Source organism: Desulfurobacterium sp. (assembly GCF_027028515.1).
Taxonomy (GTDB): Bacteria; Aquificota; Aquificia; order Desulfurobacteriales; family Desulfurobacteriaceae; genus Desulfurobacterium_A.
Window position 1 is genome coordinate 1 of the sequence record NZ_JALVIW010000110.1, and the last position, 15,111, is coordinate 15,111.

The window sequence follows — 15,111 nt, forward strand, 5'->3', positions numbered from 1 at the left end:
TTCTTGAAGCGGGCGGTTACATATTTAACAGTGGCGGAAAGAGGGTAAGACCGGGGTTAACAATCCTTTCGGGGAAGCTTTTTAATCCTGACGATAGCCGTTTAATTCCTGTTGCTATAGCCATGGAGTATATTCATACCGCTACGCTACTTCATGATGATATTGTGGACGGTGCCTCCTTAAGAAGGGGTAAACCTTCCGCCAACGCAGTTTACGGTAATGATGTTGCCGTTTTGGTCGGTGATTACATGTTTGCTCAGGGTGTTTCAACATTTGCCACTTTTGGTGGCATGGAAGTTCTTCAAAGGGCTTTAGACGCGATTAGGGACATGTCAGAAGGGGAACTTAAGCAGCTTGAAGTTATTGGTAAGTTTGATTTAAGTGAAGAAGATTACTTTGACATAATTTACAGAAAGACGGCTTCTTTGCTCTCTACCTGCTGTGAAGCCGGAGCAATAGTTGGTGGTGCCAGTGAAGAAGAAAAGATTGCTATGAGGAAGTTTGGTAAATATATAGGTTATGCCTTCCAGCTTGTGGACGATGCGTTTGACTACATTTCAGATTCAGAGACCATAGGGAAACCTGCCGGAAACGATATCAGAGAAGGAAAAGTTACATATCCTTTAATCGCTGTTAGAAATAGCCTTTCGGAAGTTGAAAAGAAAGAAATTAATCATATTTTAAATAGAAGCAATCCTTGTGAGGAAGAAATAGAATATGTACGTATGCTGGTTGTGAAGAAAGGGGGGATAAGTCAAACGTTTGATATTGCTAAAAACTATATAGAAAAAGCAAAAGAGCTTCTTGGGGTGATTGAGGGCTCAGAGTATAAAGAATCCCTTTTAGAAATAGCGGACTTTATAGTCGCCAGAACGTTTTAAGGCGGTTTATAAGTTTTTTGGCTACCCAGGAGGGGCTGTCCCTTCTCCACACCTCCTTGACTAAATAGAGTCAGAGGTTGGGGCAGTCCCTTCTCTGCTGTTTACAATTTACATATTTTTTTGTAATTTTCAAGTTTTTAAGTAAAATTAAATCCTTATTTGTTTGAAATCCATATGAAACAGACGTTTGCTTTTGATGGTAGGTTCAGTGCCAGAAGGCATGATGGTACTTCCTCTCACTCCTTTGAACATTGTAACCACTTTAAGGCGAAAAATCTGTTTTCATTTTCGCTGATTATAATGACTGAAGAACAAACTGGAAGTTTTTTTCCTTCAGGGAGAGTGATTTTACCATGTATTTTATGCTGTAGTTTTTAAATTCTTTTAGAAGCCTCGGGTATTTTTTAGTTTTTGCGCTGGTTGTGGTAAAACTTGTAACGCTTACGATTGTTGTTTCTGAATATTTTAAGTAGTAGATATTTTTCAATGTCGGAAATGGTTGGTGCGGTATAGAGGAGATTGACTGCCATTTCACCTGAGATTGTTTTTCCAATACTATATCGGAGGTTGTGCTCATTTTAATGAGGGTAAAATTTTAAAATAAGAAATGTTTTAGAGAGGAGAGTTATGGTTTTTAGAGACAGAAGGGAAGCTGGGGAACTTCTTGCAAGGGCGTTGATTGAAAGATACGACGGAAAGCTTGTCAATCCTGTTGTTGTGGCTATTCCAAGGGGTGGCGTTGTTGTCGCAGAGCCGATAGCTAAAGCTTTAAGTGCGCCTCTCACTTTGACATTTCCAAGGAAGATAGGTGCTCCGTTTAACGAAGAGTTTGCGATAGGGGCAGTTACAGAGACGGGACACGTTCTCCTAAATCCCTCTATCACCGATGATGTAGCTGCAAGGCTTGGAATTACAAGGGAGTACATTGAGAAGAAGGCTCTTGAAAAGATAAGAGAGATTGAGGAGAGGAAGAGGAAGTTTGGCATTTCGGATATTGACCTTTACGATAGGGATGTTATCCTTGTAGATGACGGTATAGCAACCGGCTTAACAGTAAAGGCGGCTATTTCTGAAATACGTAGAGAACGTCCCTTGCGGATAATTCTTGCCGTTCCCGTTATGCCGGAAGATAAACTTGAGGAGTTTTCTTCTCTTGCTGACGACCTTGTTGTCCTCTATGCACCGGCCTTTTTCAACGCCGTTGGTCAGTTTTACCAGCGTTTTCCTCAGGTTGAAGATGAAGAAGTGATAGAGATTATCAGAGAGTTAAGAGAGAGATGAAGGATACGCTTTTTTCAAAGGGAAAGAGACCCCTTGCTGTGAGACTTCAGCCTGAAAATCTTAATGAGTTTGTTGGTCAAAAGCATATTGTAGGCGAGGGAAAACCTTTAAGGCGATTGATAGAAAGTGATGCCGTCAGATCTTCCATTTTCTGGGGTGAGCCGGGAACCGGGAAAACGGCACTGGCAAGACTGATAGCAAAGACATCTAACGCTGACTTTATAGAGCTTAACGCCGTTACCTCAAACATTAAGGAGATAAAAGAAGCCCTTGCAAAAGGGAGAAAGAATTTTGAGGTTGGCAGAAAAACAATCCTTTTCATAGATGAGATTCATCGGTTTAACAAGGTTCAGCAAGATGCTTTACTTCCTGACATAGAATCGGGCAACGTTATACTTATAGGTGCTTCAACAGAGAATCCCTACTTTTCTCTTGTTCCGGCTTTAAGATCAAGGGTAAAGCTTTACAGGTTTAATCCTCTTTCGCCTGAAGAGATAAAAACGCTGGTTTTACGTGCACTTACCGATAGACGGGGATTAAAAAGGCAAAATCTTTCCATATCTGACGGGGCACTTGAACTTCTTGCTAAACTCTCTGGAGGTGATGGCAGGAAGGCTTTAAACTACCTTGAAGAGATTGCTGCTTTAGTGCCTTCCGGTTCCAGGATAACGGAAGATACCGTTAAAGAGGTAGCTTTTGGTGAGAGTTCAAGGTATGGTAAGGGAGACTATCACTACGATGTTATTTCGGCCTTTATAAAGTCTATAAGGGGGAGTGACGTTGATGCAGCCCTTTACTATCTGGCAAGGATGCTTAAGGGCGGTGAAGACCCTGTATTTATCGCAAGGCGTCTTGTGATTCTTGCCTCTGAAGATATAGGGAACGCAAATCCTCAGGCTCTTCTGATGGCGAACGCCGCCATGGATGCAGTCTCAAAAATAGGAATGCCCGAAGCTGCTTTAACCCTTGCCCAGGTTACGATATATCTTTCAATGAGTCCAAAGTCAAACGCCGTCTATATGTCGATAAAGAGGGCTATGGAAGCGATTGAATCTGGTGATATTCTTCCTGTGCCGTTACACTTGAGAGATTCTCATTATAAAGGTGCAAGGGAGATGGGACACGGTAATGGTTACCTCTATCCTCACAATTTTCCCAAACATTACGTTAAGCAGAAGTATCTTGCTGAGGATAGAAAATTTTACTCTGATGACGGGATTGGATTTGAGAAACAGTTAAAACAGTGGCTGGAGGAGATGAAAAGTGTTGAGGATAACGGGAAAAACTGACGTTTACGGTATTTTTGGATTTCCGGTGAAACATTCTCTTTCGCCTCTTATGCAGACGGCAGCTTTTGAAGAGCTGGGAATAGATGCTGTCTATGTGCCGTTTGAGGTTAATCCTGATAATTTAGGTGGTGCCGTTTCCGGACTTCGTGCGATGAATATAAAAGGAATAAACGTTACGGTGCCTTTAAAGGAGAAGATTGTTCCGTTTCTTGATAGAATAGATGAGGTAGCAGCATTTTTGGGAGCTGTTAATACTGTTAAAAACGAAAATGGTGTCCTCTCCGGTTACAACACAGACGGCGATGGTTTTGTTGATTCCCTTGAGGAAGAGGGAGTTGACGTAAGAGGAAAGACAGTTTTGCTTATAGGTGCCGGAGGTTCCGGGAAGGCGGTTACCTTTGCACTTTTAAAGAGGGGAGCAGGAAGGGTTATTATTGCCAATCGGACGCTGGATAGAGCGGTTGCTCTTTCGGAAAAACTTAAAAGTTACGGTGATGTGGAGGCTATCTCTTTAGAGGATGTTGAAAGGGTCTTAAGTAGTGCAGACCTGATTGTGAATACTACTTCAGTCGGTATGAGGGAGATCGATCCGCCACTTTTTGATTATGAGGTTATCCCGCCTTCAGTGGTCGTTGTTGACATCATATATAAACCTTTTAAAACAGAGCTATTGAAGGTGGCAGAAGGGAAAGGTGCGAAGATTATAAATGGTCTTGGCATGCTCGTTCATCAGGGCGCACGGGCTTTTAGAATATGGACAGGGAAAGAGCCGCCTGTGGACGTGATGAAGAGGGTCATTCTGGAGCAGCTATGATAGAGTTTATGAGGGAACTTGTTGATTCTTCCGTCTGGAATCAGTACGAACCCTACTTCCTGTCTATAATTTTCGGTGCTCTTGTAGGGATAGAGAGAGAGTATAAAAAGCAACTTGAGGGGACACCGACTTTTGGCGGTATAAGGACGTTTATTCTTATATCTCTGCTTGGAACTTTATCGGCGCATGTGGCTGACGCTGTATCGCCACTTGTCGTTCCCATCGTTTTCGTGGCGGCTTCAGCTTTTATCCTCATGGCTCAAAAGAGCGAGAAGGAGCCTGGTTTAACTTCAGAGTTTGCAGCTCTTGTTACTTTCTTCACGGGTGTTCTCTGCTTTTTCAAAGAGTATCAGATTGCAGCAGTTATATCTATTGCGGTCTTTTCCGTTTTGACATTTAAAAAGCCGATGCACGAATTTGTCAGACATATCACTCTTGACGATCTTTTTGCCTTTTTGAAGTTTGCTGTTGTAACGGTTCTTATTTATCCTCTCCTTCCTGATAAAACCTTCTACGGCGTTAATCCGAGAGATGTCTGGGCAATGGTTGTTGTTATTTCTACGATAGATTTTATCGGCTACGTGCTTACAAAGTTTGTTGGAAGCAAGAAGGGAACGGTTATTACTGGACTGATAGGCGGGCTTGTGTCGAGCACTGCCGTTACCGTCACGCTCTCTTCATTTGCAAAGAGGAATCCTGTTATAGTTAGTGAGTACGCTGCAGGGATAGTTGGCGCCTCTGCGATAATGTTTTTCCGCATACTGACACTTGTTTTTATCGTTAATACTTCTCTTATAAAGTTTTTCCTCTTTCCCTGCGTTGTTGCTACCATTTTTGGCCTTTTATCTACCTACGCCAGAGCCAGGATAACAAAGGGAAATGAAAAGATAGAAGTTGAGAATCCCTACGAACTTTCAACTGCACTTAAATTCGGTGTATTTTTTGGATTTGTTCTCTTCCTCACAAAGTTTGCTGCGAGGTACGTTGGTGCCTGGGGGCTTTTTGCGATAGCTGCCGTTTCCGGCCTTTCCGATGTTGATGCCATAACGCTTTCTATGGCAAAGCTTTACTCTTCCGGTGAAATTACGGCTCTTGTTGCAGTTGCAGCGATATTCATTGCAGCAACTGTAAATACTCTGTTCAAATGGTTCCTCACTCTATTTATTGGCGGTAAGGCAATATTTAAGGAAAGCACAAAAGGGTTTCTTTTACTCCTTGCAGGTGAAACTTTGGGACTTGCAGGCGTTTTTGCGATTCTCTTTCGTTAGACAACCACACCGCCGGATTGAGAGGTGATCTTTACAGGTCTGTTCTCATCATCGACCAGAACAACCGTTGGTGAAAAGTGTTCAAGCTCATTTTCCTCAAGTTCGCAGTAGGATACGATTATGACTTTATCCCCAACTTGAACTTTTCTTGCAGCTGCACCGTTAAGACATATAACGCCACTTTCCGGCTCACCGGGGATAACGTAAGTGGAGAAACGTTCGCCGTTCGTTATGTTATATACGTCAACCTTTTCATAGGGAAGAATGTCTGCAATTTTCATAAGTGCCGAATCTATGGTAATGCTTCCTTCATAGTTAAGGTCAGCCTGTGTTACCGTTGCTCTGTGTATTTTTGACTTAAACATAAATCTTCTCATCCTGTCTCTCCGTTAGAGAGTTTATCCAGAGTAAATATATGTAAATTTAGTGTAAAAGTGCAAAGCAGAGAGTATGATGAATTATTGGTGAAAGCGGGCAGAAGCCTGCAGGAAGTTATTTTTCAGCCATTTTCATTAAAAGGTCTTTTATTTCTGAAAGCAGAATTTCTTCTTTTGAGGGTGCAGGTGGAGTTGATGGTTTCTCCTCCTCTTTCTTTTTAAGTGAGTTTATAGCTTTTATAGCTAAAAATATTGCAAAAGCTATAATTGTAAAATCAACGACAGATTGTATAAATTTTCCGTATTTAATGGTGGCTTTTCCTACAGAAATTGATAGGCCGGTAAAGTTTACGCCTCCTATTAACAGTCCTATCACCGGCATAAGCACATCACTGACGAATGATGAAACAATTTTTCCAAAAGCTGCACCTATGATGATACCGACTGCCATATCAATTACATTCCCTCTCATGGCAAAATCTTTAAACTCTTTCAGCATTCCCATGTTCATCCTCCATTTGGTCTTATTTAATTTGCAGAGATAAACATCAAGTTGCTTAAATGTGATTGTGAATTTCAGAATTTATTTTAATATAACGGGGGAATTTTTGTCAAATTTTCGTTAATTTTTTAATTTTTCAAAATTAATTGAGAAATTTTAGAGCAAGTGAGGGGTTCCCCTCACTTGCTTATGTCTTCTGCAACCTTTTTGATTACTTCAGCAATGTAGTATCCTGAAAGAAGCTCAAGTCCCCATACGATGAGTGTTGGTATAGCGGCACCGTAAGTTAAAGCCTTTACTACTAAGGCTACCGGACCTGCAACGATTATGTTCATTCCAAGTATAACAGCGAATGTAAGGACGAGGAAAAAGCCGAGATAGTAAGCATATTTAAACGGTTCCAGTGAGTTGTACCATAGTATGAGCAGTGACGCTATGCTCATTTCCTTTATCTTTTCCGCTGGCTCTTTTATCTTTGCCATCAATGTTTCTCTATCAATTTTTTCTCCTTTTAAGAATGTTGAAGCTGCATTTGCCACACCTCCATATCCAAAGATAAGTCTGTTAGCAAACAGCCAAAATCCAATTAATCCTACTAAGAAAGCTGCTGTTTCAGGGCTGGACATTGCAACTGATATCAGGGCTGCTACTCCGAATGCTGCTGCAACTATAGCGATTCCGAAAATAATCATAAAAAGCCACCATACTAATTTTTCTTTTTTCATTTTTCACCTCCCTTTTTAGCACTTTGAGCGGTAGCTTTACCGGATATTCCCATTTTAAATGGATGAATTACTGTATAAAGGTCATTTGAAAGCGGGGTTACGTAAGTAAATGTTGCCAAAACGCCGTCGCCAATTTCGAGCTTTTCGGTTCCCGGTTTAAGTTTCAAAATTACCTTTGTAACAACTCCAGGGGGTAAAGTTACTTTTACCGGAATGTTGGATACTACATAGCCTTTCTCTTTAGATTTGCTGCCTGGCGTAAATACGAAGGATTCCTGAATGATGGTAAGTGGCATTCCGCCCGGGTTGAGCATTGAGTAAGTAAGCTGGTGCTTATCTCTATTGTAGCTTACTCCTGTGACGATCGGTGATGCGGGAATAGACGCCACTACCTTTGCCACTGTTACATTGGTGAAAAACGCTCCTATGCTCCATCCAAGGAGCAGCCCGATGGCTGTTAGAAGCACTACTATCCATGCCGGTTTTTTCATTTTTCACCTCCCTGTCCGATTTGAGATAAATTAACATGATTCAATTTAAAAATCTAAAGTAGTATTGTCAACCTTAATTATTTATTGTTGCAGTTGACTTAAAAAGATTTATGATATATCTTCAAACATGAAGGGACGTGAAAATCACAACCGGAGGTGAAGATGGTAATCAGAAAGGAGCACGCACTTGCCCTTCTGAGACTGCGAGAAGTGGAAAAGGGGAAGTTCTGCACAGTTCAGGAAACTGAGAAAGCGCCATTTGTAGAACTTGAGATGGCAAACCTTGCAAGGATGGGTAAGCCGCTTGAGTACGTACTTACCTATTGGGGAGAGGCCCTTGTTAATATTTTAAAAGAAATGGTTGATAAAGGGATTCTTCCTCATCCTGAAAAGTGGGATGAGGAGTTCAGGTGGGTAGGTTCTGAAATAATAGCTATGATAGATGCGGCTGTCAGAAATGGTGATATTCCCGGAAAGCTTGCAGAGGAGTACCTTGAGGAAAGAGGTTTCATAGAGGAGAGGAAGATAGAGAAAAAAGGTACTTTTAAGGTTGTAAACGATTATGGAAAGGCCGTTTACGATATCTTCCAGAATGCAAGTCCAAGGCTTATCGTCTCAAAGGAACTTCACGACTATATCAGGTCAATTCCTTCTGGTCCTGCGGAAAGTTCTGTTCTGAAGGGTGAAAGCAGGCTTCCTCTCGTTCTTGAGTCAATGAGGCTTATTGCCTTTTCCGTTCCGGCTTCGGATATATATACGTTTACAGCTCTTGGGTATAAGGTGAAAGAGGCGTGTGAGCTGATTCCACCGGCTCTTGATGTTATTATTTCTGAAGATAAAATGGATACGCTTGCTAAGTGTTTTGATATGGGCATTGAAGAGCTTAACGAGGAAGAAAAGGAGGTTCTCTGGCAGCTTGCTCTCGTTGACGATAAAGGTGAACTACTTCCCGCAGGAGAAGCGCTCCTTGAAGTTTACAGGGTCTGGAAGGATAAAGAATCTCTTCCGGTTAAAACGATAAACGTTGAAGACATTGATGCTGAACTTCTCAAAGCTATAGAAGAGGTCTGGAAAAAGCACAAGGACAATCCTGAAGTTGTTCCGACGGTTGATGAACTTGTTCACTACCTGTTCTACAAGCCGCTTAAAGATTACAAACATGTCATGGAACATTATGGAAGGAGACTCTATCAGGATATCGGTTATCAGAAAAAAGAGGAAATTAAGAAAAAGTTTTCTGAAGTTAAAACGGTTGAAGAGCTTTTCAAGAGTTTCTACGAGAAAGGTAACAGGTGGTATGTTAAGCTTTATGACATTGTTCAGGAAAGCCTCTATACAATGGAATCTTTTAACCTTATAGAATCAAAGGATTACAATGGTAAAAAGGTTCACTATTTGACCGGCTGGGGTAAAAAGATCCTTGAAGATATGGAGACAAGGGGATTCAGAAAAATTTCTTCTACTGCCGTTAAAGCGATAACAATCAAGAATAGAGTATTTGGTGCTCCAAATGTTGAGTGGTACGAGGAGGCTGTTGCCGCTCAGCTTGTTGGTGGCGGTGAGCCGACGGTTGCTGGAAAGCTTTATGAAGAAGCTGCTTATGCTATAAGGAGGCTTCCTCACATAACAAGGTTTGAACTTCAGGTGCTTCACAAAATTCCAGACAATGGATTCTTTGTAGATGACCTTTACGAATATTTTGATGAGACATGGCACGAAGAAATAGAGTATGCCGTTAACAAGCTTGAGGCGAGAGGGTATATTGATATTCTGCCGAACAGGGCAATTGTCCTGACGGAGGTGGGAAGACTTATAAAGAGAGCCCTTGCTGGAACGCCTGAAGGTTTTGCCAATCCTATTACGCCTCTTGGTGTTAGAGTTCTTGATGCACTTAGAAAAGTTGGAACGCTTTACGTTAAAGAACAAAAGATAAGGGTTCTTCCTAAGAATCTAAAAGAAGCCATAAAACTTTCAGGCCTTGATGAGAGAACATTTGGAGAGGAGCTTTTAATCCTTAAGAAGGCGAATCTTGTCGGTAAAAACAGCATTAACGAAGCTGGACTTTTGATTCTTGAGGCCTTTGACAGGCTGAACTAAACCTAATTAGGGGAGGGTATCATGGGAAGAATTTATGGAAAAGTGGATTCACCGGAAGACATCAGACGTATCAACTGTATAATCAGAGACGAGATGCTTGAGGTGCAGGCAGTTGAGCAGTTGACAGATCTTAAAAAAAGGTCTGATTATCTGTGCACGTTAACCTACTCACCGTTCTGGCTTAAAAAGTTTGGGCCCATGATTGAAAAGCTAAGAGAAGTTGCCCTTGAAGAAAATAGGATAACAGTAAGACTTGCAAACTACATTTCAGCTTACAACGGATGGGGAAAAACTTATGATCCGTGGGGCAAGGATAACAAAACTATAGAAGAGCGTCTTAAAGAAATACCTGAAGAAATTATGAAGGAGATAAAAGAAGCTGTCACCGACCTGAAACTTTCTCCAGAAATTCTTGAGGAACTTCGCAGGGATTTCTGTGCTATAAGAAAAGCGATGGTACTTGCTGAGTCTTCAGAACTTCTGACGAAGCTAAAACGTCAGGCAGATCTGATTGTTGCGATTACTCACTTAAAGGATTTCAGAGAAAGATTTGAGGATATTCTTGACAGGATTGATGACATTGTGAATGTTGAGGAAGAAAGGACTGTTAAACTTGCCAATATAATTTCAGAGGTTAACGGCTGGAAGATAACTTACGAAGTATGGGATGAAAGTGATGTGAGAGAAGATGAAACGCTGGAGCAGTATGTGGAGAGACTTTTGGAAGAAGAGAAGAAAGCTCAGGAGTACATTCCTACCGAAGCAAAATATAAAGAAGGTAAGGTTTTATGGCTTGTGTATCACCATCCTGTAAGGAACAGAGAGTATGCTAAAAGAATATACATTCCAGGAACGGCAAGAAACATTAAAATGGAAGGGCCCGGAAAATTTAAAAACAGGTTTGGACGCGAAGTTTACGGTGTGAGAATAACTTATGAAGCGAATATCAGGCCTACAGTTATTCACATAGGCGGCAGAGTTATTCACCTTCCTGAAAGATGGGTTAAGAGGGAGAAGATTGTTCCTATTCCTGAAGGTGCCTACGATATTCGCCTTGTGGAAGAAAGGCCGGAAGTTGCTTATCCAGTTGCTTAAAATCTCTAAATTGCCGTGTGAAGCCCCGACTTAAGTCGGGGCTTTTTACTTTTAAAGGATTATATTCTAATAGTGAAATTTCCCTCTGAGAGGTGTAAAAGTGGATTTTCTAAAGGAGGCACAGGAGATAAAGGATTTCGTGGTTGGTTTAAGACGCAGGATTCATCAATATCCCGAACTTTCCGGGAGAGAGTTCAGAACTTCAGAGCTTGTGGCAGATACTCTCAGAAGCCTTGGGGTTGATGAAGTTATTGAAAACTTTGGTGATACAACGGCTGTTGTTGGCCTTATAAAGGGAAACGGTGATAAGACTGTTGCTTTAAGGGCTGATATGGATGCACTTCCAATAGGAGAGGAGACGGGGAAGCCTTACGCCTCTAAAATTAAAGGTGTTATGCACGCCTGTGGTCACGACGCCCATACGGCGATGCTTCTTGGAGCGGCAAAGTTACTTGTAAAACACAGGGATAAACTTAAAGGAAATGTAAAGCTTATTTTTCAGCCTTGCGAGGAGAGGCAGGACTGCCGCGGCGCAAAAAAACTCGTTGCTGCCGGAGTCCTTAAAAACCCTGATGTCGGTACTATTTTCGGTCTTCACGTTTTCCCGGAACTTGAGACAGGTAAGGTGGCAACCTGCCCGGGTGCTGTTCTTGCTTCTTCAGATGTATTCAGTATAAAGATTCACGGCAAAGGAACGCACGCTTCAAAACCCCACATGGGTATAGATACTGTTCTGATAGCTTCTCAGGTTGTTAATACTCTCCACCACATTGTTAGCAGACGGGTTGATCCACTTGACCCTGCTGTCCTTACCATAGGAACGATAAGAGGTGGTGAGGCCGAAAACGTTATCCCGGATACTGTTGAGATGACAGGAACGATAAGAACTTTAATCGAGGATGTTAGAAAGAAGATTCCTCTCTGGATAGAGGAAGCTTTAAGGGGTATAACCGCTGCTTACGGTGGTTCCTATGAGTTTGAGTATGCTGAAGGGACGCCACCCCTCATAAATGATAAGAAAGTTACAGAATTTGCAATGAACAGTTTGAAAGAGTTTCTTGGTGAGGAGAACGTTCTCTACCTTGAAAAACCTTCAATGGGTGGGGAGGATTTTGCGGAGTATTTGAAAATTGTTCCGGGTACTTACTTCAGACTTGGAACGGGAAACAAAAAAAAGGAAACAACCTTTCCGCTTCACAATCCGAAGTTTGACATTGATGAAGATGCTCTTCCCGTTGGGACCGCTGTTTTATCTTTTCTTGCTTTTAAGTGGCTTTCTTCTATGGTTAAATAAGCTTCTTTGTTTAAGTTTTATGTTATAATTTCGGTATATGGTTGTATAAAGGGAGAGGGGAGCATGGATTTCAAAAAAAAAGTTCAAGAAAGGGATTTGAACGCTGAGAATGTCTTTGTCGCTTCTCTGTTGGCAGGACTTAATGAGTTTGGCGTTCTCAATCAGGGTATTATTAACTTAACCGGTGCTCGTATAGGTGAATTTTTGTTTCAATACGCTGTAACTAAAGGTTTCAAGATTGATCCTGATCTTCCAACGGAAGATCAGGTAAAAGAGGCTGTAAATTTCCTTAATGAGCATCTCAGAATAGGGCAGCTCTCGATTGAATTTTCTGTAGATGGATTTTTTTTAAGGATAGTCTCTTCAACTTGTCGTTTTTGTCCAAAGGGTGTTGGAGGGGCAGAACTTGAAGGCACGCTGTGTCCGTTTCCCAAACTCATTGAAAGGTTTTTAGAGAGGGCGTGCTGCAGCAAGGTTGTTGTTGTTCCTGAGGGAATAGATAAGAAAATTCTTGTTAAAAAGGAAGGTTTTTGCATCATACACTACCGTTATATAAAGTGATTTGTTTCAAAGTTCAGCAGTAATTTTTTTATGGATATTCCAGCGGAAAAGCCGCCAATATTTCTGGATGATATAACCCTGTGGCAGGGAATGATAATTGGAAAGGGATTTCTTTTAAGTGCCTGTCCGACAGCCCTTGGCGATGTTTTAAGTGTCTTTGCGATTTGACCGTACGTTGCGGTTTTACCCGGTGGAATGGCTGTGACAGTTGAGAAAACTTTTAACTGAAAAGGCGTAAGTAACTCTTTTTTAAATGGGACAATGATTTTCCCGTATTTCTCGTAGGCTTGAAATCTTTTAACAATTAAAGGATGCCCCTTTGTTTCTACCAGCTTTTCTGCCGTTAAGTTCACTTTTGTTACGGTGTTGTCTGTGTGTTCTACTATTACGGTGACTCCAAATGAGAACTGAACAATGGTTATCATTAGATCATTCCAGCTATCCTTAAAGCAACTTCAAGGTCTCTCTGGAAGTCTGTTTCGCCTCGCCTGTTTCTTAGAAGGTACGCAGGATGGAATGTCGGTATAACTATGTAATCTTTTACCTTGAATTCCTGTCCCCTAATCTTTGATATAGGGGTTTTTTCAGGCAGGTTTAGAACCGTTCTTGCGGCGAACGCTCCGAGACAGAGGATAACCTTTGGTTTTATTATTTCTATCTGTTTATTGAGGTAAGGGTAGCAGGTTTTTATTTCGTCAGGTTTAGGATTTCTGTTTTTTGGCGGTCTGCATTTTACGATGTTGGTTATGTAAACCCTTTCTCTTTCTATGCCGAACAGATTTAAAAATCTTGTCAGCAGTTGTCCTGCCCTTCCTACAAAGGGCCTTCCCTGAAGATCTTCTTGTTCGCCAGGAGCTTCACCTATGAACATTAGATTTGTTTTTGGATTACCTTCGCCAAATACAACGTTGTGGCGTGTTTCGGCAAGTCTGCACTTTTTGCATTTAAGAACTTCCTCTTTTAATTTTTCAAGAGCTGAGATATCATTTTCTTTCTCTTTCATAAAAGCTCCTTCTATTTTTATCTCTTCGTATCCCATTTCATTTAAAAATTTTATGAACTGTTGAACCTTATCCAAAGACTTCCTCCCTCAGCTTTCCGTCACATATCCAGGTCGCTTCTCCTTCAAGGAACACTTCTTTTAACTCTTCGTCAAAGTAGATGGTGAGCGGTTTGCCGGAACGGGTGATTACAGTAATGGGAGGCTTGCGGGAAAAGAGTTTCCAAAAGGTAATTGCCGCAGCGACGGAACCGGTGCCACAGGCGAGGGTTTCCCCTTCTACACCACGCTCGTAGGTTCTGACAAACAGTTTCCCGTCTTTAAACTGGACAAAGTTGGCATTAGTTCCTTCCGGTTCAAACGTTTTGTGGGATCTTATTTTTCTTCCAAAACTTTCTACGTTAACGTTTTCTATATCTTCAACAAACACAACGAAATGGGGCACACCGGTGTTTAGAAAAGCACCTTTTACCTTTCCACCGTTTATCTCTATTTCACGGGTAAAGTTTATGCTGTGGGGCCGGGTCATCTGTACTTTTACGGTTTTACCGGTTACTTCAGCTTTTATTATTCCTGCCCCGGTTTCAAAACTCATCTTCTGAGGTGCTATTCCTTTTTCAAAAGCGAACCTTGCAGTACACCTTGCCCCATTCCCGCACATGGAAGCTCTTGAGCCGTCGGCATTAAAGAAATCCCATTTGAAGTTTGCCCGGAATGAATTTTCTATCAGAATTAGCCCATCAGCACCAATTCCTCTTTTTCTGTTACAGATTGTCTGAACGAAAGTTTCTACTTCTATTTCTTTCTTTTTAAGAAATGTTTTTATAGAGCCATTTCTGTCGTCTATTATTATAAAATCGTTTCCCGTTCCTTCTAACTTTGAAAATTCAATCACTTACGCTGTCTCCGCGTTTTGCTTCTCTCTTACATTTTCAACTAACTTTTTAAATCCAAAATATGAAAGTATGGAAAAGATTAATCCTAAAGAGGCACCGCCTACAAATGTTGGTGCTAAAAGTGCAAGGCCTGCTGAAAAGATTCTTGAAAGCGAAAATGTTGACAGTGAAACTCTCATTACCTGATATCCGAGAAGTCTCAAGATTCTACATCCAACGTAGTAGTCTATTACAAGAACGGGAACCGTGGTCCACGGATTTGTAACGTGAGTTCCTATGGCAGCGGCAATTTTGCTTGCCTTTGCAAATGCAGCTATTGTTATTGCTATGAGAACCTGGAATCCGTTTACGGGAAGGAAACCTATGAAAACGCCAAGAGCCAGCCCCCTCGCAGTTTCTTCCGGTCTATCTTTTAATTCAAGTAGTTTTTTAATGTAGAATCTGAAGGAGAAAAGCTCTTTAAGCTTCATTCCCTTTCCTCATACTAGCTGGTATTTACAACAATGTATTCTACTAAAAATATATGTTTTTGCAAATTTT

The 15,111-nt window shown here is 41.3% G+C and carries 18 protein-coding genes; 9 read left to right on the forward strand and 9 right to left on the reverse strand.

From position 1 onward, the window contains the following. Positions 1-881: polyprenyl synthetase family protein (locus tag MV676_RS09150; RefSeq protein ID WP_297447049.1), on the forward strand; the 881-nt coding region annotated here is incomplete at its 5' end. 295 nt (positions 882-1,176) lie between these two features. Here the strand turns inward: MV676_RS09150 and MV676_RS09155 are convergent. Further along, positions 1,177-1,416: a hypothetical protein gene (locus MV676_RS09155; protein WP_297447051.1), complete on the reverse strand. Its 240-nt coding sequence runs from the start codon at positions 1,414-1,416 to the stop codon at positions 1,177-1,179. 92 nt (positions 1,417-1,508) lie between these two features. On the opposite strand from MV676_RS09155, the gene MV676_RS09160 reads away from it, so the two are divergent. The 4 genes from MV676_RS09160 to MV676_RS09175 are packed head-to-tail and all read left to right on the forward strand — an operon-like array spanning position 1,509 to position 5,533. Further along, positions 1,509-2,162, forward strand: a complete 654-nt coding sequence (locus MV676_RS09160) for a phosphoribosyltransferase family protein (protein WP_297447053.1) — start codon at positions 1,509-1,511, stop codon at positions 2,160-2,162. After that, on the forward strand, positions 2,159-3,451 hold the full coding sequence (locus tag MV676_RS09165) for a replication-associated recombination protein A (protein WP_297447055.1): 1,293 nt from the start codon (positions 2,159-2,161) through the stop codon (positions 3,449-3,451). The genes MV676_RS09160 and MV676_RS09165 overlap by 4 nt, the downstream gene beginning before the upstream one ends. Beyond that, complete coding sequence (locus MV676_RS09170; RefSeq protein WP_297447056.1) at positions 3,426-4,265, forward strand: shikimate dehydrogenase; 840 nt, start codon at positions 3,426-3,428, stop codon at positions 4,263-4,265. Before MV676_RS09165 ends, MV676_RS09170 begins: the two co-directional genes overlap by 26 nt. Next, positions 4,262-5,533 (forward strand): MgtC/SapB family protein, encoded by a 1,272-nt coding sequence (locus tag MV676_RS09175; RefSeq protein ID WP_297447058.1) that lies wholly within the window; start codon positions 4,262-4,264, stop codon positions 5,531-5,533. Before MV676_RS09170 ends, MV676_RS09175 begins: the two co-directional genes overlap by 4 nt. On the opposite strand, the gene panD is transcribed toward MV676_RS09175, so the two are convergent. The 4 genes from panD to MV676_RS09195 form a co-directional block, all read right to left on the reverse strand. Continuing rightward, on the reverse strand, positions 5,530-5,910 hold the full coding sequence (panD, locus tag MV676_RS09180; protein ID WP_297447061.1) for an aspartate 1-decarboxylase: 381 nt from the start codon (positions 5,908-5,910) through the stop codon (positions 5,530-5,532). The genes MV676_RS09175 and panD overlap by 4 nt on opposite strands. Before the next feature lie 115 nt (positions 5,911-6,025). Next, positions 6,026-6,415: a large-conductance mechanosensitive channel protein MscL gene (gene mscL, locus MV676_RS09185; protein WP_297447063.1), complete on the reverse strand. Its 390-nt coding sequence runs from the start codon at positions 6,413-6,415 to the stop codon at positions 6,026-6,028. A 176-nt stretch (positions 6,416-6,591) separates the two neighbouring features. Continuing rightward, the gene (locus tag MV676_RS09190; protein WP_297447065.1) at positions 6,592-7,137 is read right to left on the reverse strand and encodes a hypothetical protein; all 546 of its coding nucleotides are present in this window, start codon (positions 7,135-7,137) and stop codon (positions 6,592-6,594) included. Beyond that, the gene (locus MV676_RS09195) at positions 7,134-7,628 is read right to left on the reverse strand and encodes a hypothetical protein (protein ID WP_297447067.1); all 495 of its coding nucleotides are present in this window, start codon (positions 7,626-7,628) and stop codon (positions 7,134-7,136) included. Before MV676_RS09195 ends, MV676_RS09190 begins: the two co-directional genes overlap by 4 nt. A gap of 162 nt (positions 7,629-7,790) precedes the next feature. On the opposite strand from MV676_RS09195, the gene MV676_RS09200 reads away from it, so the two are divergent. The 4 genes from MV676_RS09200 to MV676_RS09215 all read left to right on the forward strand — a co-directional run bounded on the left by MV676_RS09200 (position 7,791) and on the right by MV676_RS09215 (position 12,675). Beyond that, complete coding sequence (locus MV676_RS09200) at positions 7,791-9,725, forward strand: DUF505 domain-containing protein (protein ID WP_297447068.1); 1,935 nt, start codon at positions 7,791-7,793, stop codon at positions 9,723-9,725. Between the two features lie 21 nt (positions 9,726-9,746). Continuing rightward, complete coding sequence (locus MV676_RS09205; RefSeq protein WP_297447070.1) at positions 9,747-10,820, forward strand: hypothetical protein; 1,074 nt, start codon at positions 9,747-9,749, stop codon at positions 10,818-10,820. A gap of 100 nt (positions 10,821-10,920) precedes the next feature. After that, positions 10,921-12,114, forward strand: coding sequence for an amidohydrolase (locus tag MV676_RS09210; protein ID WP_297447072.1), 1,194 nt, complete (start codon positions 10,921-10,923; stop codon positions 12,112-12,114). Between the two features lie 63 nt (positions 12,115-12,177). Further along, on the forward strand, positions 12,178-12,675 hold the full coding sequence (locus MV676_RS09215; RefSeq protein WP_297447074.1) for a hypothetical protein: 498 nt from the start codon (positions 12,178-12,180) through the stop codon (positions 12,673-12,675). On the opposite strand, the gene MV676_RS09220 is transcribed toward MV676_RS09215, so the two are convergent. Genes MV676_RS09220 through MV676_RS09235 form a run of 4 tightly spaced genes read right to left on the reverse strand, consistent with a single transcriptional unit; the run spans position 12,663 to position 15,041 of the window. Then, complete coding sequence (locus MV676_RS09220; RefSeq protein WP_297447076.1) at positions 12,663-13,100, reverse strand: MGMT family protein; 438 nt, start codon at positions 13,098-13,100, stop codon at positions 12,663-12,665. The two genes, MV676_RS09215 and MV676_RS09220, sit on opposite strands and share 13 nt — an antisense overlap. Continuing rightward, the gene (locus MV676_RS09225; RefSeq protein ID WP_297447078.1) at positions 13,100-13,753 is read right to left on the reverse strand and encodes a uracil-DNA glycosylase; all 654 of its coding nucleotides are present in this window, start codon (positions 13,751-13,753) and stop codon (positions 13,100-13,102) included. The genes MV676_RS09220 and MV676_RS09225 overlap by 1 nt, the downstream gene beginning before the upstream one ends. Then, complete coding sequence (gene dapF, locus MV676_RS09230) at positions 13,746-14,570, reverse strand: diaminopimelate epimerase (protein WP_297447080.1); 825 nt, start codon at positions 14,568-14,570, stop codon at positions 13,746-13,748. Before dapF ends, MV676_RS09225 begins: the two co-directional genes overlap by 8 nt. Continuing rightward, the gene (locus MV676_RS09235) at positions 14,571-15,041 is read right to left on the reverse strand and encodes a DUF2062 domain-containing protein (RefSeq protein ID WP_297447082.1); all 471 of its coding nucleotides are present in this window, start codon (positions 15,039-15,041) and stop codon (positions 14,571-14,573) included. It lies immediately after the preceding gene. Positions 15,042-15,111: the final 70 nt, after the last annotated feature.